The sequence below is a fragment of the Bacteroidota bacterium genome, from assembly GCA_038746285.1.
GTDB lineage: Bacteria > Bacteroidota > Rhodothermia > Rhodothermales > JANQRZ01 > JANQRZ01.
The window spans coordinates 19,801-40,171 of the sequence record JBCDKT010000016.1 but is presented as its reverse complement, the minus strand read 5'-3'; the positions used below and the strand labels follow the sequence as shown (position 1 = coordinate 40,171).

At 70.4% G+C, this 20,371-nt stretch carries 14 protein-coding genes; 10 read left to right on the top strand and 4 right to left on the bottom strand.

Annotated features, from left to right (window positions below):
- Window positions 1–9: 9 nt before the first annotated feature.
- Window positions 10–1,623, bottom strand: a complete 1,614-nt coding sequence (locus AAGI91_07180) for an aldehyde dehydrogenase family protein (GenBank protein MEM1042397.1) — start codon at window positions 1,621–1,623, stop codon at window positions 10–12.
- Between the two features lie 699 nt (window positions 1,624–2,322).
- Here AAGI91_07180 and AAGI91_07175 point away from each other — a divergent pair.
- Window positions 2,323–3,753 carry an ATPase domain-containing protein gene (locus tag AAGI91_07175; protein ID MEM1042396.1) on the top strand — a complete coding sequence of 477 codons (1,431 nt, stop codon included), beginning with the start codon at window positions 2,323–2,325 and terminating at the stop codon, window positions 3,751–3,753.
- A gap of 170 nt (window positions 3,754–3,923) precedes the next feature.
- Here the strand turns inward: AAGI91_07175 and AAGI91_07170 are convergent, their stop codons facing one another.
- The 3 genes from AAGI91_07170 to AAGI91_07160 are packed head-to-tail and all read right to left on the bottom strand — an operon-like array spanning window position 3,924 to window position 8,940.
- Window positions 3,924–6,335, bottom strand: a complete 2,412-nt coding sequence (locus tag AAGI91_07170; GenBank protein MEM1042395.1) for a response regulator — start codon at window positions 6,333–6,335, stop codon at window positions 3,924–3,926.
- Window positions 6,332–6,940 carry a YfiR family protein gene (locus AAGI91_07165; protein MEM1042394.1) on the bottom strand — a complete coding sequence of 203 codons (609 nt, stop codon included), beginning with the start codon at window positions 6,938–6,940 and terminating at the stop codon, window positions 6,332–6,334. The genes AAGI91_07170 and AAGI91_07165 overlap by 4 nt, the downstream gene beginning before the upstream one ends.
- Window positions 6,940–8,940 carry a TonB-dependent receptor gene (locus tag AAGI91_07160; protein ID MEM1042393.1) on the bottom strand — a complete coding sequence of 667 codons (2,001 nt, stop codon included), beginning with the start codon at window positions 8,938–8,940 and terminating at the stop codon, window positions 6,940–6,942. Before AAGI91_07160 ends, AAGI91_07165 begins: the two co-directional genes overlap by 1 nt.
- Before the next feature lie 337 nt (window positions 8,941–9,277).
- On the opposite strand from AAGI91_07160, the gene uvrA reads away from it, so the two are divergent.
- From uvrA to dnaB, 9 genes are all read left to right on the top strand, one after another.
- On the top strand, window positions 9,278–12,106 hold the full coding sequence (uvrA, locus tag AAGI91_07155) for an excinuclease ABC subunit UvrA (protein ID MEM1042392.1): 2,829 nt from the start codon (window positions 9,278–9,280) through the stop codon (window positions 12,104–12,106).
- Between the two features lie 65 nt (window positions 12,107–12,171).
- Window positions 12,172–12,441: an Arc family DNA-binding protein gene (locus tag AAGI91_07150; GenBank protein MEM1042391.1), complete on the top strand. Its 270-nt coding sequence runs from the start codon at window positions 12,172–12,174 to the stop codon at window positions 12,439–12,441.
- A complete protein-coding gene (locus tag AAGI91_07145) occupies window positions 12,438–12,842 on the top strand; it encodes a type II toxin-antitoxin system VapC family toxin (GenBank protein ID MEM1042390.1) in 405 nt (134 codons plus the stop codon). Before AAGI91_07150 ends, AAGI91_07145 begins: the two co-directional genes overlap by 4 nt.
- A 172-nt stretch (window positions 12,843–13,014) precedes the next feature.
- The gene (locus AAGI91_07140) at window positions 13,015–14,220 is read left to right on the top strand and encodes a glycosyltransferase family 1 protein (GenBank protein ID MEM1042389.1); all 1,206 of its coding nucleotides are present in this window, start codon (window positions 13,015–13,017) and stop codon (window positions 14,218–14,220) included.
- A gap of 9 nt (window positions 14,221–14,229) precedes the next feature.
- Window positions 14,230–15,393 (top strand): glycosyltransferase, encoded by a 1,164-nt coding sequence (locus AAGI91_07135; protein MEM1042388.1) that lies wholly within the window; start codon window positions 14,230–14,232, stop codon window positions 15,391–15,393.
- Between the two features lie 36 nt (window positions 15,394–15,429).
- Entirely contained in the window at window positions 15,430–17,019 is a 1,590-nt protein-coding gene (locus AAGI91_07130; protein ID MEM1042387.1) for a hypothetical protein, read from the top strand.
- Window positions 17,020–17,104: 85 nt separating this feature from the next.
- Window positions 17,105–17,749 carry a hypothetical protein gene (locus tag AAGI91_07125; protein ID MEM1042386.1) on the top strand — a complete coding sequence of 215 codons (645 nt, stop codon included), beginning with the start codon at window positions 17,105–17,107 and terminating at the stop codon, window positions 17,747–17,749.
- A gap of 138 nt (window positions 17,750–17,887) precedes the next feature.
- The gene (locus AAGI91_07120; GenBank protein ID MEM1042385.1) at window positions 17,888–18,661 is read left to right on the top strand and encodes a uracil-DNA glycosylase; all 774 of its coding nucleotides are present in this window, start codon (window positions 17,888–17,890) and stop codon (window positions 18,659–18,661) included.
- Between the two features lie 13 nt (window positions 18,662–18,674).
- On the top strand, window positions 18,675–20,342 hold the full coding sequence (gene dnaB, locus AAGI91_07115; GenBank protein ID MEM1042384.1) for a replicative DNA helicase: 1,668 nt from the start codon (window positions 18,675–18,677) through the stop codon (window positions 20,340–20,342).
- The last annotated feature ends 29 nt before the right edge of the window (window positions 20,343–20,371 follow it).

Here is a 20,371-nt window from a genome sequence, read left to right as displayed (position 1 = left end):
AGGCCTGGGTTACTTGCGGAACCGCTGCACGAGCCGGTCGATGTCGGTCTCGGAGACGGGCAGCGACGAGGCTGCCGCGTCGCGCGTCGCGTCGGCCGTCCGGGCGTCGTCCGGAGGCGTGGAGGCCGACGGCGCGCTCCCGGCGCGGGCGCGGAGGCGGCGTTCGATCTCCTCGATCCAGTCGCCCTCGCGCGGGGTCGCGACCGTTGCCGATGTCCCGCCTCCGTAGGGGCGAACGGCCGTTCGCCCGACAGATGCCTCGCCACCGGCGGTGTTCAGCGGTGCCGTCTCGAAGGCGACGCGCTTGACGTTGAGCAGGTGCACCGGCGAGATGTTGTCGCTCGTGATCGAGCCGCCGACCGTGCCCGGGCCGAGCGTCATCGCCGGGAACAGCGCCGTCGTCATCCCGACCGACCCGAGCGCGGCGACCGTGTTGACGACGATCCGCATCGAGGGCTTTTCGAGCGCGAACCGCTCGACGACGTGCTCGCTCTCGGCGTGGACGGCGAGGGTGTGGCCGATCCCGCCGAAGCCCAGGATCTCGGTGCAGCGCGCGCAGCCCGCCTGCCAGCCGTCTTCGGTGTAGAAGGACAGGATGGGCGAGAGCGTCTCCATCGAGAGCGGCTCGCCGGGGCCAACGGTGTCTACCTCGGCGATGAGCGCGGTCGCCGTGTCCGGCACGGCGAAGCCCGCCATCTCGGCGATGCGCACCGGGCTCTGCCCGACGATGTCCACGTTGAGGTGCCGCCCGTCCGGCGCGACCGTCCGGCGGAGCGCTTCGCGCTCGGCCTCCGAGCAGAAGTACCCGCCGCGCTGCTCCAGCTCGGCTTTCAGCTTGCCCCGGATGGGCAGGTCCGCGACGACGCTGCGCTCGGTCGAGCAGAGGGTGCCCCAGTCGAAGGCGGTGCCCGCGAGGATGTCGGCGGCGGCTTTGGCGAGGCGGGCCGAGCGGTCCACGTAGGCCGGGACGTTGCCTGAGCCGACCCCGTAGGCAGGCTTGCCTTTTGAGTAGGCCGCCCGGACCATCGCCCCGCCGCCGGTGGCGAGGATCACGTCGGTGTGCTCGTGCTCCAGCAGTTCATTCGTGCCGGCGAGCGAAACCTCGGTCATGCAGCCGAACAGGCCCTCCGGCGCGCCGACTCCGTAGGCCGCCTCCGCGACGACGCGCAGCGCCTCAGCCGTGCAGGCCGTCGCCCGCGGGTGCGGGCTCATCACGGCCCCGCACCGCGCCTTCGCCGCGATGATGGCCTTGTACATCGCCGTCGCGGTCGGATTGGTACTCGGCACGAGAGCTGCGACGACGCCCATCGGGGTCGCCACCTTCCACACGCTCCCGTCGGCGCTCTTTTCGATCACGCCGGCCGTGCGCATCCCCTGCATCCGCTCGTGGAGCGTCCGCGTGGCGAAGAGGTTCTTCTCGCGCTTGCTCTCGGGCCGGCCGAAGCCGGTCTCGTCGTGGGCCGCCTGCCCGAGCCGGGCCGCCTCGGCCGCACCCGCCTCGCACATCGCGCCGACGATCCGGTCCACCTGGTCCTGGCCGAACGTGGCGAAGCGCTTCTGCGCGTGGTGGGCTTGGCGGAGCAGGTCGCGCGCCTGCTGAACCGAGCGGAGGTCGGCGTCCATGGAAGTCGGCGTCGGGCGGAGGGACCGGCAAGATAGGCCACGTCGCGGTGGACGGCGGGACGGTGAGCGTCCCGGCAGTCCGGCAGGCTCTCGTTGGCTCCCGGCCCTTCGACCCAGGATGCCTGGTATAAAAAAGGAGAGCCCTCCGCCCCACCACAGGCAGAGGGCTCTCTCACCCCACCACAGGTGCCGGCCCAAATCGGCACCCGTGCTCGTCGTGCAAAATGGTCGCCCCGGAAGGCGGTACGACTCGCTAGGACAAGCGACGTTCCAGCCCGGGGCGGGTTGGTTCAGGCTCGCAAAGCGTTCGGTTCTGTTTCCCTCCGCGCCAGCGCCAGGAGGATCCGTCCCTAGTATACCATCAGTGTCTCGGGAATGCGCATAGGAGAATGCGCCACACCGCTCCTCTTTGTTGCGCCATACCTCCCTAGCGCATGTCGCTTTTGGACCGGTACCTTTGTCACTTCCCGCTAGCCCCTTGCGCGCTGTCAATATACGCGTTATGCCCCTCCAACGACCCGGCCCTGCTCAGCCGGCTTTTCAGCCTTCACCTCCCCGTCCGGGGAACCGCTAGTTTCCATCGCTCTCTCTCAAAGCGCAGCGGTACGGGCGTTGTCCAAGCCCGTCCCGCTGACGCTGCCCATCTAACCTCTATATCCTCTCCGGCGCCTCCACCTGCGCCGCTCGTTTTCTCCGCTCATGCTGCCTGCCAAAGCGCGCTCCGGCCTTCCCATCATCGACGAGACCTGGGGTGGACTGTACCGGGGCGGCGCGTACCTCCTCTACGGACGTGCCCAGAGTGGCAACCGGCTGCTGGCCCTTCAGCTGGCGCGGGCCGCCGTCGAGGCCGGGGACACCTGCCTCTTCGTCTCGCCGAGCCCGCCTGAGGTGCTGGCGGACCGCGCCGCACGCCTCGGCCTGCGCGTGGAGCCGGACGGCGAGCGGCTCCGCCTGCTCCATGTCGCTCCGGTCTCGGACGACCCCGCAGACGACGAGCTCGAACAGGCGCTCACGGACCTAACCTCGCTCATCCGCGACTACGCGCCGAGCCGGCTCGTGATCGACGACTTCGAGCCGTTCACGCGTTTCCAGGCCTTCGAGCGGTTTGCGAACGCCTTCTTCACCCTGCTCGACCGCCTGACGGGGTCCACGCTGATCCTGGCGATGCACGCGCGGCCGAACCAGGCGTCGGAGCACCTCGCCGAGTTCGTGCAAGCCCAGATGACGGGGGTGATCGAGCTTGCGCCCGGTCCGGCCGACGCGCCCGGAGCCTGCACGCTCGTGCTTCGCCCCAGCCGGTTCCACGCGGAGGGCGCGCGCGCTCAGAACTGGGACTTCCGGGACCCGGTCCGTCCCCAGCCGAGCGCGGCGCGCGAACCGCTCGTTCTCTCCCCGGAGCCGCTCGTCCCGACGTGGCTGCCGAGCACCGAGGCTGCCCGCGTGCTTGCGGTGGCAGGCGCGATGGACGCCCCTGACCCCTCAGGCTACGACCTACCCGGCATCTACTTCTTCGACTTCGAGGACGGCGACGCGCCTTCGCTGAAGGACCCCGCCCCGCCCCGGCCGCGCCGGCCTGACACGCCGCCGCCTGACACGCCGGCCGCGTCCGACTTCCCGCCGGGAGCTGACCCGTTCGAGTACGCGCTGGTCCAGCCGGGACCGCTGGCTCCGCCCGACGCGGCGCTGTTCTCCACACTGCCCACGTTTCTGTCTCAGCCCGCCGAGTACGCGCCAGGCGACTCTGTGCCGCGCCGCCAGTTCATTCAGGCGTTCAGGGCATCCTCCCTGCTCTACGAGACAGCGGCGCACCCGTTTCTCGTCCTCGCGCTGCGGATGGCCCCGGCGAGCCCCGCCGCACAGAACTTCCCGCTCGTCGTCCGCGGCATGCGGGCCGTGCTCGGCGACGCTTACGTGCTGCTCTCCGACCTCGACCGCCTTCGCCTCGCAGCCCTCCTGCCGGGCTACACCCCGGAGTCGGGCGCGCACCTCTTCTCGGACCTCAAGCAGTTCCTCTACGACGTCACGCCCGAGGCGGACCTGACCTTCGAGGAGACGTCGGCGGCGCTGTTTCCGGGCGGGCAGCCGTTCCAGAGCGTCGAGGCCTTCCTCGCCCAGACCTTCGACGGCTGAGGGCCGCAAAGCCGCCTCGGCTTCGTGTGGCTGCACGAGCGCGCGGCGGTGTTGCACGCGTCGCCCAGTAATGTGGCATCTAGGTGGCGTCGCTTCGCTTCCCGATGCTTCGCATTCTTGCGTGCCGTGCCCTGCTCCCGTTCGCTCAGGCTCCGCTATCGGCCTGGGCTCTACGCCGTGCCGGGCAGGGGCAGGCTGCCTGGGGCGAGGCCAGCCAGCTGAGGCGCTGCCTCGCCTGCGCCGTCCGGCGCGTCTGCCAGCGCGGACTGTAGGTCTTCCAGCTTGACGGGCTTGGAGAGGTAGTGGTCGGCTCCGGCTTCGAGGCAGCGCTCACGGTCGCCTTGCATGACATTCGCCGTCAGGGCAATGATGCGGGGCTGCATGAGGCTGGCGTCGGCCCGGATGCGGCGCGTCGCCTCTAGCCCGTCCATCTCCGGCATCTGCACGTCCATCAGCACGACCTCGTAGGGCTGGCCGATCGCGTCGCGCTGCCGCACCGACCCGACGGCCTCGGTTCCGTTGGCGGCCACGTCGGCGTCGAGGCCGAGGCGGCGGAGGATGTGGAGCGCCACCTTCTGGTTGACGATGTTGTCCTCGGCCAGCAGGATGCGCTTGGACGGAGCCGCGCCGGCAGCTTCGTCCTCGCTGCCGGTCCGGGGGCCGCCCTCCAGCGTGGCGTGCGCGGGCACCGTGGCGTGCGCGGGCACCGTGGCGACCTCGAACAGGCGCAGGAGTGCGTCGTGGAGCTGCTCCGGCTTGGTGGGCTTGTAGAGAACCTTCGCGATGCCGGCTGCAGCGGCCCGGGCGTGCAGGTCCGCGTCGCGGCTGATCGAGGTCAGCAGCACCATCGGCGGGGCCGCGTCGGGGCCGGCCTGGACCGCCTCGGCGACGTCGATGCCGTCCATCTCGGGCATCTGCATGTCGAGCACGACGAGGTCGTAGGCCGTGCCTGCGGCGCGCGCCTCGGCCAGCGCTGCCAGCGCAGCCCGGCCTGACGCGACGCACCGAGACGCCATCCCCCACCGGCCCAGGGTCCGGTCCAGGATCTCCCGGTTGACGGCGTTGTCGTCCACGACGAGGACGCGGCGGCCTTCGAGCGCAGGCTGCTCGCGGCGCAGGAACACGCGCCGCTCGCCCGGGGCAGCCTCGGCCAGGACGGAGAACCGGAACGTCGAACCGGCCCCTTCGGTGCTCTCGGCGCTGATGGTGCCGCCCATCAGCTCGACGAGGCGGCGGCTGATCGTCAGGCCGAGGCCGGTGCCGCCGTGCTTGCGCGTCGTCGAGGCGTCGGCCTGGCGGAAGCTCTCGAAGATGGCCTCCAGCTTGCCGGGGGCGATGCCGATGCCGGTGTCCTCGACCGCCACGTCCAGGCGGACCTGGCTTCCGGTCTCGGGGTTGGCCGGAGCAGCCTCGACACGGACGCAGACGCTGCCGGTCTCGGTGAACTTGACCGCGTTCGAGACGAGGTTGACGAGGACCTGCCGGAGCCGCGTCGCGTCGCCCGCGACGGCGTGCGGCACGCTCTCCCCGACGATGTAGGCCAACTCGATCTCCTTCTCGGCTGCGGGCTGCGCCACGAGGTCCAGTGCCTCCTCGACGACCGTGCGCACCTCGAACGGGTAGAGCTCCAGGTCTAGGTGCCCGGCCTCGATCTTGGAGAAGTCGAGGATGTCGTTGATGAGCGTCAGCAGCGCGTCACCCGAGGTGCGGATCGTCTCGACGAAGTCGCGCTGGTCTCTGCCGAGCGAGGTGTCGAGCAGCAGCGAGGTCATGCCGATGACACCGTTCATGGGGGTGCGGATCTCGTGGCTCATGTTGGCCAGGAACTCGCTCTTGGCCTGCGTGGCCGCCTCCGCCGCACGCCGCGCCGTGTCGAGGTCGGCCTCGCGGGCCTCGGTCTCGTCGAGCATCTGGTTGAAGGCGAGCGCGAGGGCCTGCGTCTCGGGGTTGGCCTGGGGCTGGGCGCGCAGGTCCCGCCCGCCCTCGGCGATCGACCGCGCCAGGGCGGCCATCTCTCCGATGGGCCGGGTGATGGCGGAGGCGACGACGGTGAGCAGCACCGTGCCGAGCGCGAAGGCGGCGAAGAGTATCCAGAGGGCCGTCCGGCGGAAGAGGGCGACGCGCTCGTAGACTGGCGTGAGCGTCACCCCGAGTTCGAGCGTCCCGATGACGGCCCCGTCGAGGTTGATCGGGACCTGCGCCGTGTAGAGGTCGTCGGCGTCCGTTTCGGCCCGGTAGGCCGCCATCACGTTGCCGTCAGAGTCCACTGCCCGGAGCGTCCGCACGTCGGGGTCTTGCCGCGCCTGCCGGAGCGCGTCGGCCACGGCCTCGTCGTCGCCGAAGGCTACGCCCGGGGCCGCGCCGAAGGCCGTGACGCGAGCCACGTTCTCCGCGCGCGCCTCGGCCGTCTCCATCGCCACGTTCTCGACGAGGTCCGGCACGACGATGTAGACCCCGATCCCGTACGCGACCAGGAGCAACCCGAAGACCGCGATGAGGCGGGCGCGGATAGTCAGCGACGCCCAGGCAGTGTATGGCCGGCGGAGCGCGCTGCGGCGAGGGGCAGGAGGCGGGGGGCTCATGGGCTGACGAGGGTGACAAGTTGGAGGAGGCGGGCGCTGAGGTCAGCCCCGGCGGAGTCGGCCGCGTCCTGGTTCAGCAGGATCTCCGGCCGGCCGTCCCGCATCCCGACGCCGAGGGCGACCCCGTCGGTGACGTAGCGGCGGACCCCGGTGAGGCCCAGCACCTCGGCGTCGCAGAGGGCACGGGCGAGGGCGGACACGTCGGCACCGCGGAGCGGAGTCACGTAGGCGACCTCGGCCCCGAGCCGTTGTAGGTCGCGGGCGACTTCGCCGGGCGAGGCAGCGGAGACAGGGACGACCCGGACCGGGCGGCCCTGGATGATGGGGCGGCTCTCTTCGAGAGCCTGCACGAACGCGTCGCGGACAAGGAGCGACGCCCGGTTCCGGTCCTGGTAGACCACCGCCAGCACGAGCGGCTCGGAGCCTTTGAGCGAGCGGTCGAAGGCCAGCGTGCGCGTCAGGAGTGGGACCTGCCGCTCAACGGGTACCTCCATCTCGCCCTGCCCAGCCGCGCCGGGCGAGGTAACGCCGAGGGCAAGCGCAGCGAGGAGCGTCGCGGCGAGTCGGGGCCGCGCAGGGGCAGTCGGGGGGAGCGGAGGGCGCATCACAGGCGGACGTCCAGCCGGAGGTAGACGGTGCGAGGGCGCTGCGGGATTGTCGCCTGGTCGTGCTCGGGACGCGCCGGGAGGACGTAGTCGGCGTCGAAGGCGTTGCGGACGCCGAGGGTGAGGCGGCCGAGGTCGCCCAGCACGTCGGCCGAGAGCGCAGCGTCGAGCACGGCGAAGGCGTCGGTGTCAGGGTTCCAGGTCGTCCGGCGGCTCTCGGCGCGGCCGCCGACGGAGAGCCAGAAGCCTCGCCCGAGCGGGCCGAAGGCCGTCAGCTTGCCGACGTGCGCGGGCGAGTTCGAGAGCTGCTCGTCCGCGTCGGTGTCGGGGTTCGAGGTCCGCTGGTAGCCGTAGCTGGCGCGCGCACGCCACCTCGCTACGAGGGCCTCGGCTTCGATCTCGGCCCCCTGGGACCGGGCCCGCTCGACGTTGGCGAACCGGTTGACGTCGTCCTCAGGGTCGTAGGCGAGATCGATGAAGTCGCGGGCGTAAGTGGTGAAGAGCGAGCCTTCGAGCCGGAGGCCGGGCACCACCTCGCGCGCGGCGATCGCCTCGACCGAGACGACGCGCTCCGCCCCCAGGTCGATAGCCTGCGCCTGCCCGAGCTCCTCGAGGAAAATGCTCAACTCGTACGACGACGGCGCGCGGAACGCCGACCCGGCGACGAGCTTCAGGCTCGTCCGGCGGTCGGGCGTGAAGACGAGCGCGCCACGCGGCGAGAGCGCGGTCTTGCCACGCACGGCGTCGAAGCGGGTGCCGGCCGTAGCGAGGAGCGTTGGCGCAACGGTGACTTCGCCTTCGGCCCAGACCGCGCCAGCCGTGAACGGGTCGCGCGCGTCGTAGTATTCCACCGCCGGGAAAAACGTGCTAGCCTCGGCGAACGCCCGGCCTTCGCTCTGGAACTGCGAGAGCACCTCGGCTCCGGCTGTGAGGCGGTAGGCCGAGTTCGCGTCCCACTGCATCTGTGTGCCAGCGCGGGCGACGGTCGCGTCCGTCAGGTAGAGCGCCTCCAGCGGCTCGGAGACCCCGGGCTCGACGATGACATCGAGGTCCGAGGCCGTGCTGTAGTGGTCGAGCGCGCCGGTGCCGGAGAGCGTCACGCGCGGCGAGAGCGCGTGCTCGGCGCGGAGCGTCGCCGTCGCCGAGCGGTCGCGGACCTCAGAGTCCAGCCCGAATGCTGTAGCGAAAGCGCCGCTCGGCATGCTCCGCGTCCGCTCGCCGTAGCGGAGGTCGAGCCGGAACGGGCCGCGCTGCACGGCGGCGAGGACCCCGTAGGTCTCCGACCAGTCCGCACTCGGCACGCCCGCCGTAGGTCTACCCGCATAGAAGTCCGAGACCGAGAACACCACGTCGGGGTTGTCCTCGCGGCGGCCGTGCACGGCCAGCGCGATCCCGACGCCGCCGGGGAGGTCGGTCGAGACGACGGCCTCGCCGTGGTAGCTGCCGTACACGCCGACCGATGCCGACGCCCGCGCCCCGTCGAGCGTCCGGGTGTCCTTCAGGATCACGTTGACGACGGCGAACATCGCCCCGGTGCCGTAGCGCGCCGAGCCCGGGCCGCGGAGCACCTCAATGCGGTCCACCGCCGTGAGCGGGACGCCGAGCACGAGGCTGATCGGAGCGGCATCGTTGAAGCCGTTGCGCAAGGGGACGCCGTCGACGAACACGGCGATGCGGTTGTTGGTCCCGCTCGGCCGGCCGATGCCGCGCACGCCGGCGTAGGCGTAGCGCCGGTCGTCGGTGAGGAAGAACCCGCGCACGTTGTTCAGCACGTCGGCCAGCGTGCGGTAGTCGGCGCGCGCGATCTCTTCGCTCGTGACGACGGTGACCGAGGCCGCTGCCTCGCGAGCCTGCTGGATGTAGGCCTCCGCCGTCTCGACTTCCTCGCCGAGCAGTTCGGAGAGTTCGTCCAGCGGCTCTTCTTCGTCTGACGGCGCGTCCTGCGCGCGGAGGGGAGCGAGCGAGCAGACCAGGAAGAGGAGTACGAGCCTTCGAAGCATAAGCAGGACGTCGTGGTGGGCGCAGTGCCGGGCGATGGGAATGTCAAGAGAGGTGGACCCGTTTATCGGCGTCAGGGTGACCGCGCTAAGCGTCCCGCCGGGGCGGGCAAGCGCCCGCTGCGGTGTGTAGACCGCGCGTCGTGGCTGCGACCCCTCACGTTTCACGCGGGCTTCCGCATCTTCCAGGCGTGCCGGGGCGTTGACCCCGTCCACCGCCAACGACTGTCCCGATGCCGACCAAAAAGAGAACCGCCGCTGCGAAAAAGAAGACGGTCACGGGCGGCCGCGCTGCCAACGGCGCAGCCGCCGCGACCGCTTCGCGGGACGTGACCTCGTCGTGCGCGGCGCGCGGCAGCACAACCTCAAAGGCATCGACCTCACGATCCCCAAGCGGCAGCTCGTCGTCTTCACCGGGCCGTCGGGGTCGGGCAAGTCGAGCCTCGTCTTCGACACGATCTACGCCGAGGGGCAGCGGCGCTACGTCGAGAGCCTGAGCGCCTACGCGCGGCAGTTTCTCGAGCGGATGGACAAGCCCGACGTGGACCTCATCACGGGCCTCGCCCCGGCGATCGCCATCGAGCAGCAGACCGGCATCAAGAACCCGCGCTCGACCGTCGCCACGCAGACCGAGCTCTACGACTACCTCCGGCTCCTCTACGCCCGCATCGGGACGACGGTCTCGCCCGTCTCCGGCGAGCCGGTGACCAAAGACGCGCCCCGCTCCGTCGCCGAGGCGCTGCAGGCCGACCTCGCAGGCGGCACCCGGTTCTACCTCTGCTTCCCGCTCCCCGAGCACAAGGGCCGCAAGAAGGCCGAGGAGCTGGAGGCGCTCCGGGCGCGCGGCTTCTTCCGCCTCCTCGCCCTCCCGACAGCCAAAGCGCGCGCGAAGGGCGACCCCGCCGAGGTGATCGACCTCAACGAGACCGACCCGGCCGAGGTCAAGACGCCGAAAACGCGGCTCCTCGTGCTCGTCGACCGGCTCGCCGTCCGGGCGGGTGACGAGGCGACGACGGCCCGCATCGCGGACTCCGTCGAGCAGGCGTTCCGCGAGGGCGGCGACCGCGTCGTGGTCGTGACCGCGCCCAAAGACAGCCCGTTCGAGACGCTCGACTTCTCGGCGCTCTTCGAGCGCGACGGGATGACGTTCGAGGATCCGACGCCGCAGCTCTTCAGCTTCAACTCGCCCCTCGGCGCGTGCCCGACGTGCCAGGGCTTCGGCCGCGTCCCCGGCGTCGATGAGGACCTCGTCGTCCCCAACCCCGACCTCTCGATCCGGCAGGGCGCGCTCGCCCCGTTCCGCACCGAGCAGTGGAGCAAGCACCTCCGCGACCTCGTCCGCGAGGCGGCCAAAATCCAGTTCCCCATCGACACGCCGTACAGCCTTCTCACCGAAGAGCAGCGGCAATGGGTGTGGAACGGGGCCGGCAGCTACGCCGGGGTGCGCGGCTTCTTCCGGTACCTCGAAAAGAAGGCGTACAAGATGCACTACCGCATCTTCTCGGCGCGCTTCCGGGGCTACACGCCCTGCCCCGACTGCGACGGCTACCGCCTCCGCCCCGAGGCGCTCTACGTCCAGGTCGGCGGCGAGGGTACCGGCGTCCCGGCCTACCACATCGGCGAGGTCTGCGAGCTCACGACCGCCGACGCGAAGGAGCACTTCGACCAGCTCGAGCTTTCAGCATACGAACTGGCCGTTGCAGGCCGCGTGATGGACGAGGTCCGCAAGCGGCTCCGCTACCTCGTCGAGGTCGGGCTCGACTACCTCACACTCGACCGGCTCAGCCAGACGCTTTCCGGCGGCGAGAGCCAGCGGATCAACCTCGCCACGAGCCTCGGCTCCTCGCTCGTCGGGAGCCTCTACGTCCTCGACGAGCCGACGGTCGGGCTGCACCCGCGCGACAACGAGCGGCTGATCCGCATCCTCGAAGGCCTCCGCGACATCGGCAACACCGTCCTCGTCGTCGAGCACGACGAGGCGATGATGCGCCGCGCCGACCAGATCGTCGACATCGGCCCCGGCTCGGGTGTGCACGGTGGGGCGGTCGTCTTCCAGGGCGACATCGAGGCGATGCTCGCGGACGAGGCCTCGCTGACCGGCCAGTACCTCTCCGGGCGCAAGACGATTCCCGTTCCCGAGGCGCGGCGGGCGGTTGACCCCGAGCGCGTCATCACGGTCGAGAACGCGCGGCAGAACAACCTCAAGCGGCTCGACGTGGCTTTCCCGCTCGGGATGATCGTCTGCGTCACCGGCGTCTCCGGCTCGGGCAAGTCGACGCTCGTCAACCAGACGCTCTACCGCGGGCTGCACCGGCTCAAAGGCCACGAGATCGGCGGCAAGCTCGGCGCGCACGACGCCGTCCGCGGGCACGACCTCGTCGACTCGGTCGAACTCGTGGACCAGAGTCCGATCGGCCGCAGCCCGCGCTCGAACCCGGTGACCTACATCAAGGCGTTCGACGCGGTCCGGGCGCTCCTCGCCGGGACCCACCAGGCGAAGGTGCGCGGCTACAAGGCGGGCACGTTCAGCTTCAACGTCCCCGGCGGGCGGTGCGAGGTCTGCCAGGGCGACGGCGTGGTGAGGGTCGAGATGCAGTTCCTGGCCGACCTCTTTCTGGAGTGCGAGGCGTGCGGCGGCAAGCGCTTCAAGCAGGACGTACTCGAGATCCGCTGGAACGGCAAGAACGTGGACGACATCCTGTCGATGACGGTCGACGAGGCCGTGGACTTCTTCGCGGGCGAGAAGCGTGTGGCGAACAAGCTGACGGTACTCCAGGACGTCGGGCTGGGCTACCTCACGCTCGGGCAGGCGTCGAACACGCTCTCCGGCGGCGAGGCGCAGCGGGTCAAGCTCGCCGCCCACCTCAGCCGCCCGGCCTCGGAGCACACGCTCTACCTCTTCGACGAGCCGACGACCGGCCTCCACTTCGACGACATCGAGAAGCTGCTCCGTGCCTTCAACGCGCTCGTCGCCGAGGGCCACTCGGTCATCCTCATCGAGCACAACCTCGACGTGATCAAGGCCTCGGACTACGTGATCGACCTCGGGCCCGAGGGCGGGCGGCGCGGCGGGTTCGTCGTGGCCGCCGGCACGCCGGAGGAGGTGGCGTCGGTCGAGGAGAGCCACACCGGGCGCTTCCTCCGGGACGAGGGGATCGCGCCGGCGTGAGGCCTCGGGCGGAACCCGCGGCATCGGACTGATGTCACCTAGGCATCACACGACTGTGCTGCCTCATGCCTGCCCTCACCGTCCGCAACATCCCCGACCGCGTCTACGAGCGCCTCAAGGAGCGCGCAGGGCGCAACCGCCGCTCGATGAGCAACGAGATCGTCACGCTCCTCGAAGAGCAGCTCCTGCCCCGGCGCGTCGAGCCGGACCCGTTCATCGCCATGGCTGAGTCGTTTCACGCTCAGTTCCCCGAGCCGCTGCCTGACCTGGCCGCAGAGGGCAAGCGAGCGGGCCGGAAGTACGAGGACCCGCTTCCCGGCGAGGGCGCACCGTGATCGTGATCGACGCCGATGTGATCGCTTCGTTCTGGATAAAGGGGCCTCGAACCGCGGCCGTGCTTCGGGCGCGCCGACGCGATACTGACTGGATCGTCCCCCTGCTCTGGCAGTCCGAGTTTCGGAGCGTGCTACGGCAGCACCTCGTGCACGGGTCGCTCAGTTTCGCCGACGCCGTGTGGGTTGCGAACAAGGCCGAGGCGATGCTGTCGGGACGTGCGTACGAGGTCCGCAGCGCGGACGTGCTGAAGCTCGTCGAGCGCACGGGGCATTCGAGCTACGACTGCGAGTACGTGGCCCTCGCCGAGGCCGAGCAGGTCCCGCTCGTCACGGGCGACCGGCGGGTGGCGGAGCGCTTCCCCGACATCGCTGTGCTGCTCGAAGCGTTCGTCGAGGCGTAGCCTCTCTTGCGGCAGGGTCACGGCTTCCAGAGGGCAGCGAGCGCGGGCGCGGGTTGGTGAGAAGCGGTGAAAAACGAGCCCCCAGCCGTAACACTTCGTCTATGTCCGGCGTTTGAGCGAACTTTGGCCCCGGGCCGTAGGTACGTCCGCCGTCAAGCTCATCTTCGCGCGTATGCCGTCCACCACCGCCGTTCTTTCTCCACCACGTAGCGTTCGTGAGGCCCCGCCGCCTCGTCGCATCGCGCTCTTCACCGGCAACTACAACCACGTCCAGGACGGCGTCAGCCTGACGCTCAACCGCCTCGTCCGCTACCTGCTCGGCCGGGGCGACGAAGTGCTCGTCTTCGGCCCGACCGTGGACGACCCGCCGATGGACCACGCAGGCGACTTCGTCTCCGTCCCCTCCGTGCCAATCCCGGGGCGCCCCGAGTACCGCCTGACGACGCACATGCCGCGCCGCCTCCGCCGCCGGCTCGACGCGTTCGCGCCCGACCTCGTCCACATCGCCACGCCGGACGTGCTCGGGTTCAGGGCGCTCCGCTGGGCGCAGGCTGCAGCGGTTCCGGTCGTCGCCTCGTACCACACGCACTTCCCGGCCTACCTGAAGTACTACGGCGTGCAGTCGATGGAGGGGTTCATGTGGAAGGCAGGCCGGTGGTTCTACGGGCAGTGCGAGCACGTCTACGTGCCCTCGCTGTCGGTGGCTGCGGTGCTGCGCGTCCACGGCATCACCGACGGCCTCCGGCTGTGGGAGCGCGGGGTCGACGTGAGCCGCTTCGGGCCGCAGGAGCGCGACCTCGGCTGGCGGCGCGGCTTCGGGATCGAGGACGACGAGGTGCTCATCACGTTCGTCGGCCGGCTGGTGCTGGAGAAGGGTCTCGGCATCTACGCCGACGTGATCGAGGGGCTGCACGCGCGCGGGCTTCGGGTCCGCAGCATGATGGTCGGCAACGGCCCGGCGCGCGCCGACATGGAGCGCCGCCTCCCCGGCACCGTCTTCACCGGCCACCTCAGCGGCGACGCCCTGCCGAAGGCCTACGCCTCGTCCGACGTCTTCCTGTTCCCGTCCGACACCGAGACCTTCGGCAACGTGACGCTGGAGGCGATGGCGAGCGGCGTCCCCGCCGTCTGCGCCGACGCCACCGGCGCGAGCGAACTCGTCCAGCACAGCACGACCGGCTACCTCGCCCCGCCCGGCGACCCAGACTCGTTCCTCGATGCCGTCGCCCGCCTCGTGAGCAGCCCCGAGCGCCGCGCCTGCTTCGGCGAGGCCGCCATCGAGCGCGCCTACCACTACGACTGGGACGCCGTCCTGGCCCGGCTCCGCTCGTACTACGAAGACGTGCTCGCGCCCCACAGGGCCTCGGTCCCGGCATAAGGTGTCCGCATGCGGGTCTGCGACCTCACGCACGCCTACACCGACACGAGCGGCGGCATCCGCACGACGATCGACGCCAAGCGCCGCTACCTCCTCCGCCACACAGACCACGAGCACGTCCTGATCGCGCCGGGCCCCAAGGACGGCGTGGAGCGCGACGGCCGGGCGACCACGATCCGCGTCGCCGGGCCGGTCATCCCCGGCGCGGACCCCTACCGCTTCTTCCTCCGGGCTGACAAGGTGCGCGCCGCGCTCGCCGCCGTGCAGCCGGACCTCGTCGAGCTCCACACGTTCTATACCTCGCCCTGGGCTGCGTTCTCGTACCGGAAGATGCACCCCGTGGCCGTCACCGCGTTCTACCACACCGACCTGCCCTCGGCCTACGTCCGCCCTGCCGCGGCGAGGCTACTCGGTGAGCGCGCCGGTGACGTCGCGGAGCGCTGGACCGAGGCCTACGTCCGCACCGTCTTCGACCGCTGCGACCGAGGCTTCGCCGTCTCGGCTGACCTCGTGCAGCGCCTCCGGCGGATGGGCGTCGCGGCCCCGCTCGACGCCGTCCCGCTCGGCGTGGACCTGGGCCTCTTCCACCCGGCGAAACGGGATCCGGCGCTCCGCGAGCAGCTTGGAGTTGCAGGAGACGGTCTGCTGCTCGTCTACGCTGGCCGGCTCGACTCGGAGAAGCAACCGGCCGTGCTGGCCGATGCCGTGGAGTTGCTCCCTGCCGGCCTCCGCCCCACGCTCGTGCTCGCCGGGCAGGGGCCGCACCGGGCCGCCCTCGAAGCGCGGGCAGCGACCGGCGAGCGGCTCCGCGTGCTGCCGTACGTCGGGGACAAGGAGGCGCTCGCGCGGCTGCTCGCCTCGGCGGACGTGTACGTGACGGCGGGGCCGCACGAGACCTTCGGGCTGTCGGTCGTCGAGGCGCAGGCGTCGGGGCTGCCGGTCGTCGGCGTGGCGGCGGGGGCGCTCGTGGACCGCGTGCCGCCTCGCGCGGGCCGCCTCGGGCCGGTTGGCGATGCCAGTGCGTTCGCCCGCAACATCGCCGAGGTCGCGGCCGAGCGCGAGCGCTTCGGCGCAGCGGCGCGGGCGCACGTCGAGGCCGCTTTCTCGTGGGACCGCACGTTCGAGCGGCTGCTGGCCGTCTACGACGCGGTGCTGGGCAGGCAGCAGGCGTGAACCCGTAGATTGGCGGCTCAACCGACCCCGCCTCTGATGCTACGCCCCCTCGTCCTCCTCGCCCTGCTGGCTGCCGCCCCGCTCGCGGCGCAGCCCGTCACCCTCACCGAGTACGACACGGCCGCCTACGGGGCGACAGAGTTCGAGAACTCCGGGTCGGACGAGGCCCAGGGGCCGTTCCTGCGCGGCCTGCTGATGCTCCACAGCTTCGAGTACGAGGACGCCCGCGAGGCCTTCCAGGAGGCGCGGCGGGTCGACCCGGACTTCGCCCTCGCGGCGTGGGGCGAGGCGCTGACGCACAACCACCCGATCTGGCAGCAGCAGGACCGCGACGCGGCGATTGCCGCGCTCGGCGACCTCTGGACGGCCATCGAGCGCGGCGCCCCGCTCCCGGGCGCGACCGAGCGTGAGGCCGACTACCTCCGCACGCTGGGGGTCCTCTACGGCGACGGCTCGAAAGAGGCGCGCGACCTCGCCTACGCCAACGCCCTCGGTACCCTCGCCGACCGCTACCCCGGCGACCTCGACGCGGCGGCGTTCCACGCCCTCGCCGTCCTCGGCACCGCCCACGACGGGCGCGACTTCGGGATCTACATGCGCGCCGCCGCGATTGCGGAGGAGGTGTTCAACGCCAACCCGGACCACCCCGGCGCGGCGCACTACCTGATCCACGCCTACGACGACCCGGTCCACGCCCCGCTCGGGCTGCGCGCCGCCCGGGTCTACGCCGAGATCGCGCCCGCGGCCTCGCACGCGCTCCACATGCCGAGCCACATCCACTTCGCGCTCGGGATGTGGGACGAGGGGGCCGAGATGAACCGCCGCTCCTACGAGGCCGCGCAGGCCCGCGCCGACCGGCGCGGCGACCCGCTCAACGGACACGGCTGGCACGCGCTCCAGTGGCTGGCCTATGCCGAGCTTCAGCGCGGACGCTTCGACGAAGCCAGCCGCCTGCTCGCGCTCTCGGAGGACTTAGCCGAAGGACAAGCGCGCCGCAGCTATGCACCGGTCCTCCTGCGCGCCCACGTCCTCGTGAATACCGAAGACTGGGACGGCCCCCTCGCTCACACGGCTCCCGACTTGGCCGACGAGAGTCTGACCGTCTCGGCGCAGAGCCTGTTCGCCGACGGCTGGGCGGCGCTCGAGCGCGGCGACCGGGCCGCCGCCGAGGCCTTCGCCGCCGCGCTCCGCGAACGCCTCGACACGGACGGCGACCCGGACCCCGAGGACAGGGTCCCTGAGGCTCAGCTACAGGCGCTGCTGGCACTCGACGAGGGCGCGACGGACGAAGCCCTCGCGTTTCTCCAGGAAGCAGCGGAGCTTGAGGACGCGATGCCGCTCGACTTCGGCCCGGCGCTGCCCATAAAGCCGGCGCACGAACTCTTCGGCGAGGTGCTGCTGGACCTCGACCGGCCGGACGAGGCCCGGCAGCAGTTCGAGCACGCCCTCGCTCGCTACCCGCGCCGGTCCCGCTCCCTTCTCGGCCTCGCCCGCGCCGCGATGGAGGCCGGCGGCACCGAGATGGCCCGGGAGGCGTACGCCGACCTCGCCGCTGCGTGGCACGCGGCCGACGCCCACCCGGCGCTCGCCGAAGTACGAGCACACGCCGCGATGGAGATGCAGTAGGCCCGCAGGGGGCTGACCGTTGGCACCGTGGCTGGCCGCCTCGCTACCTTGACGCGTCCGCCCCTCGCGCTCAACCGAACTTTGCATGGAACCCTCGCCCGACCGCTACAGCGAACCGTACGTCCCCAACCTCGGCATCGGGTACCTCTTCGCCCGGAGTTGGCCGCTGTTCAAGGAACACCTCTGGGTCCTGGTCGGGGCTACGGCGATCTACATCGTGGTTGCCAGCATCGGGTCGGACCCGTTCTTGGATGACTTCGGCGTAGGAAGCGGCGTCCTCAACATCGTCGGGTTCGCCATCACCGGGCCGCTCACGGCAGGGCTCTACTGGATGATGCTCAGAGTGCACCGCAGCGAGCGGCCCGCGTTCGGCGACCTCTTCATTGGGTTCAACGAGTTTGGCCGAGCGTTCGGGGTGTACGCCCTGAGCGCACTCGCGACGGTCCTCGGGCTGCTCCTTTTCGTCGTGCCGGGTATCATCATCGGCGTCGGGCTGTGGCCGAGCCTCTTCCTGGTAATGGATGGGGACCGGGGGGTGATGGATACGCTGCAAGAGGCGTGGGCGATGACGAGCGGCTACCGCCTCCAGCTTTTCCTGATCGGCCTGGTGCTGTTCGTCCTCCTGCTCCTCGGCGTGCTCGCCCTGGTCGTCGGCATCTTCTTCACCGGAGCCTTCGGGCTGCTCGTCGTGGCAGGGGCCTACGAGGAGCTGTCGCTGGGCACGGCCTGAGGCTCGCGGGCGCGAATTCACCGGCCCTCGCCTTGTCTGTCTCGCCCGGACCTGGTAGATTGGCGAGCCCGCCCGCGCACCGGCAGAGCCGCTGGTTCTTTCGGCGCAACGCATCCCACAGTAACCGGTTACCCCAGGGTGCTGGACCTTCTCCGCGACGCCCGCTCCGTGCTCGACCTCCAGCGCACCCTCGGCGGCGACTGGCTGCCCGACGCCCTCCCGCCTCCCGCCTCTCCCGATTCCATGTCGCCCGACCTCTTCGGTGCCCTGCCTGACCCCTCGCAGGACGCCACGCTCTCGCCCTACGACCGCATCGAAGCCCTCGTCCCGGAGGACTCGCCGCTCGGCGAGATGGGCTCGCTGGGCGAGATCTTCGACTGGCTCGGGGACACTATCCTCACCCCGATCGACGAGAACCGGATCAACCCCGTGCTCGGGGTCGGGCCGGAGGACGCCGACCTGATGGTGATTGGCGAGGCACCGGGGGCGGACGAGGACAAGACCGGCGAGCCGTTCGTCGGACGCGCCGGGCAGCTCCTCAACAAGATTCTGGAAGCCGTGAACTTCCAGCGCGAGGAGGTCTACATCACCAACATCCTCAAGAGCCGCCCGCCCGGCAACCGCGACCCGCGCCCGGACGAGGTCGAGGCCCACATCCCGATCCTCTACAAGCAGATCGCGCTCGTGCGCCCGAAGATAGTGCTCGCCGTCGGCAAGTCGGCCGGCAATGGGCTGCTCAAGAAGACCTCGTCGCTGGCCTCGCTCCGGGGCAAGTTCAACGACTTCTACGGGCTGCCGATGATGGTGACCTATCACCCGGCCGCGCTGCTTCGCAACCCGCAGTGGAAGCGCCCGACGTGGGAGGACATGAAACTGATGCGCACGCGCTACGACCAACTCGTCCAGGCCTAAATCTCCCACCCGCATGCCTGACCAGGACGGCCCTCAGCAGCGCCCCCTCCGCATCGAAGAAGGCGGCACCTTCCCGCTCGAAAAGCTGACCGGCCGGCGCGGCGGGCGCCAGCGGGCCAACGTCGTCTCGCTCCACGAGCAGGCCGGGCGCGTCCCGCCGCAGGCCGTCGAGGTCGAGCAGTCGGTGCTCGGGGCGATGCTGATCGAGCGCGAGGCCATCCCGAAGGCGATCGAGATCCTGCCGTCCGAGGCGTTCTACGACGTGCGCCACCAGCGGATCTACGCCGCCATGCTCGGCCTCTTCGAGCGCACCAACCCGGTCGACCTCATCACGCTGACCGAGGAGCTCAAGCGGCGCGGCGAGTTCGAGCCCATCGGCGGCTACTACCTCTCCGAACTCACCACGCGCGTGGCGAGCGCGGCCAACGTCGAGTACCACGCCCGGATCATCGCAGAGAAGTCGCTCCTGCGGCAGATGATCGAGACGATGACGACGACCGTCGGCGAGGCCTACGACCCGACGACCGACGCCTTCGACCTCCTCGACCGCGCCGAGCAGGACATCTTCAAGATCTCCGAGAGCCAGCTCCGCAAGAGCAGCCGCGCGATGAGTGAGGTCGTGATGGACACCTTCAAGCAGCTCGAAGCGCTCGGGCAGCGCGAGGGCGGCCTGACCGGCGTGCCGAGCGGCTTCCACGCGCTCGACGACATGACCGGCGGCTGGCAGAAGTCCGACCTCATCATCATCGCGGCCCGGCCCTCCATGGGAAAAACGGCTCTCAGTTTGGCCGTCACCATGAATGCGGCGACGCACCCGAAGTACGGCGTGCCGGTGGCGATCTTCTCGCTCGAGATGAGCGCGAACCAGCTCGCGCAGCGGATGCTGACCTCGGAGGCGCGGATCGACGCGCAGAAGGCGCGCACGGGGCGGCTCTCGGACGAGGACTGGCCCAAGCTCGCCCGCGCCGCCGGCCGCCTCGGCGAGGCCCAGATCTTCGTCGACGACACGCCCGGCCTCGGGATCCTGGAGCTCCGCGCCAAGTGCCGCCGCCTCAAGGCCGAGCACGGCATCGGCCTCGTGATCGTGGACTACCTCCAGCTGATGCACGGCACACAGGACAACCGCAACGGCAACCGCGAGCAGGAGATCGCCCAGATCAGCCGCAGCCTCAAGGCGCTCGCCAAAGAGCTCGATGTGCCCGTCCTCGCCCTCGCCCAGCTCTCTCGCGCGGTCGAGACGCGAGGCGGTGATAAGCGACCTATGCTCAGTGATTTACGTGAAAGCGGATCCATCGAACAAGACGCCGACGTGGTCGCGTTCATCTACCGCGCCGAGCGCTACGGCATCACCCAGGACGAGAACGGCAACTCGACGGCCGGCGTCGGCGAGATCATCATCGGCAAGCAGCGCAACGGGCCGATCGGCAACGTCAAGCTCGCCTTCGTCAACCAGTACGCCCGGTTCGAGAACCTCCAGACGTACTACGGCTCGGACCCCGGCTACGCCTTCGGTGCTCCTGGGGGTGCTCCGCAACCCCACCAGCTAGGAGCAGGGCAACCGCTGATCAATCCAGGAGACATTCACCCGGGTTCGCATCCTGATGATCCCGCATACGTGCCTCGGCGTCAGGACGGACAAGGCGGCTACGAGGACTACCCGCCCGGCGACGCACCGTTCTAGTTTGAACCGAGACACCCAAGCGAAAAGCC

Bases quoted from the DNA above. Each gene is read 5' to 3' on its own strand.
- AAGI91_07180 (MEM1042397.1), bottom strand. From the start codon at position 1,623: ATGGACGCCGACCTCCGCTCGGTTCAGCAGGCGCGCGACCTGCTCCGC.
- AAGI91_07165 (MEM1042394.1), bottom strand. From the start codon at position 6,940: ATGCGCCCTCCGCTCCCCCCGACTGCCCCTGCGCGGCCCCGACTCGCC.
- AAGI91_07170 (MEM1042395.1), bottom strand. From the start codon at position 6,335: ATGAGCCCCCCGCCTCCTGCCCCTCGCCGCAGCGCGCTCCGCCGGCCA.
- AAGI91_07135 (MEM1042388.1), top strand. From the start codon at position 14,230: ATGCGGGTCTGCGACCTCACGCACGCCTACACCGACACGAGCGGCGGC.
- AAGI91_07125 (MEM1042386.1), top strand. From the start codon at position 17,105: ATGGAACCCTCGCCCGACCGCTACAGCGAACCGTACGTCCCCAACCTC.
- AAGI91_07175 (MEM1042396.1), top strand. From the start codon at position 2,323: ATGCTGCCTGCCAAAGCGCGCTCCGGCCTTCCCATCATCGACGAGACC.
- AAGI91_07150 (MEM1042391.1), top strand. From the start codon at position 12,172: ATGCCTGCCCTCACCGTCCGCAACATCCCCGACCGCGTCTACGAGCGC.
- AAGI91_07140 (MEM1042389.1), top strand. From the start codon at position 13,015: ATGCCGTCCACCACCGCCGTTCTTTCTCCACCACGTAGCGTTCGTGAG.
- dnaB (MEM1042384.1), top strand. From the start codon at position 18,675: ATGCCTGACCAGGACGGCCCTCAGCAGCGCCCCCTCCGCATCGAAGAA.
- AAGI91_07160 (MEM1042393.1), bottom strand. From the start codon at position 8,940: ATGCTTCGAAGGCTCGTACTCCTCTTCCTGGTCTGCTCGCTCGCTCCC.
- AAGI91_07130 (MEM1042387.1), top strand. From the start codon at position 15,430: ATGCTACGCCCCCTCGTCCTCCTCGCCCTGCTGGCTGCCGCCCCGCTC.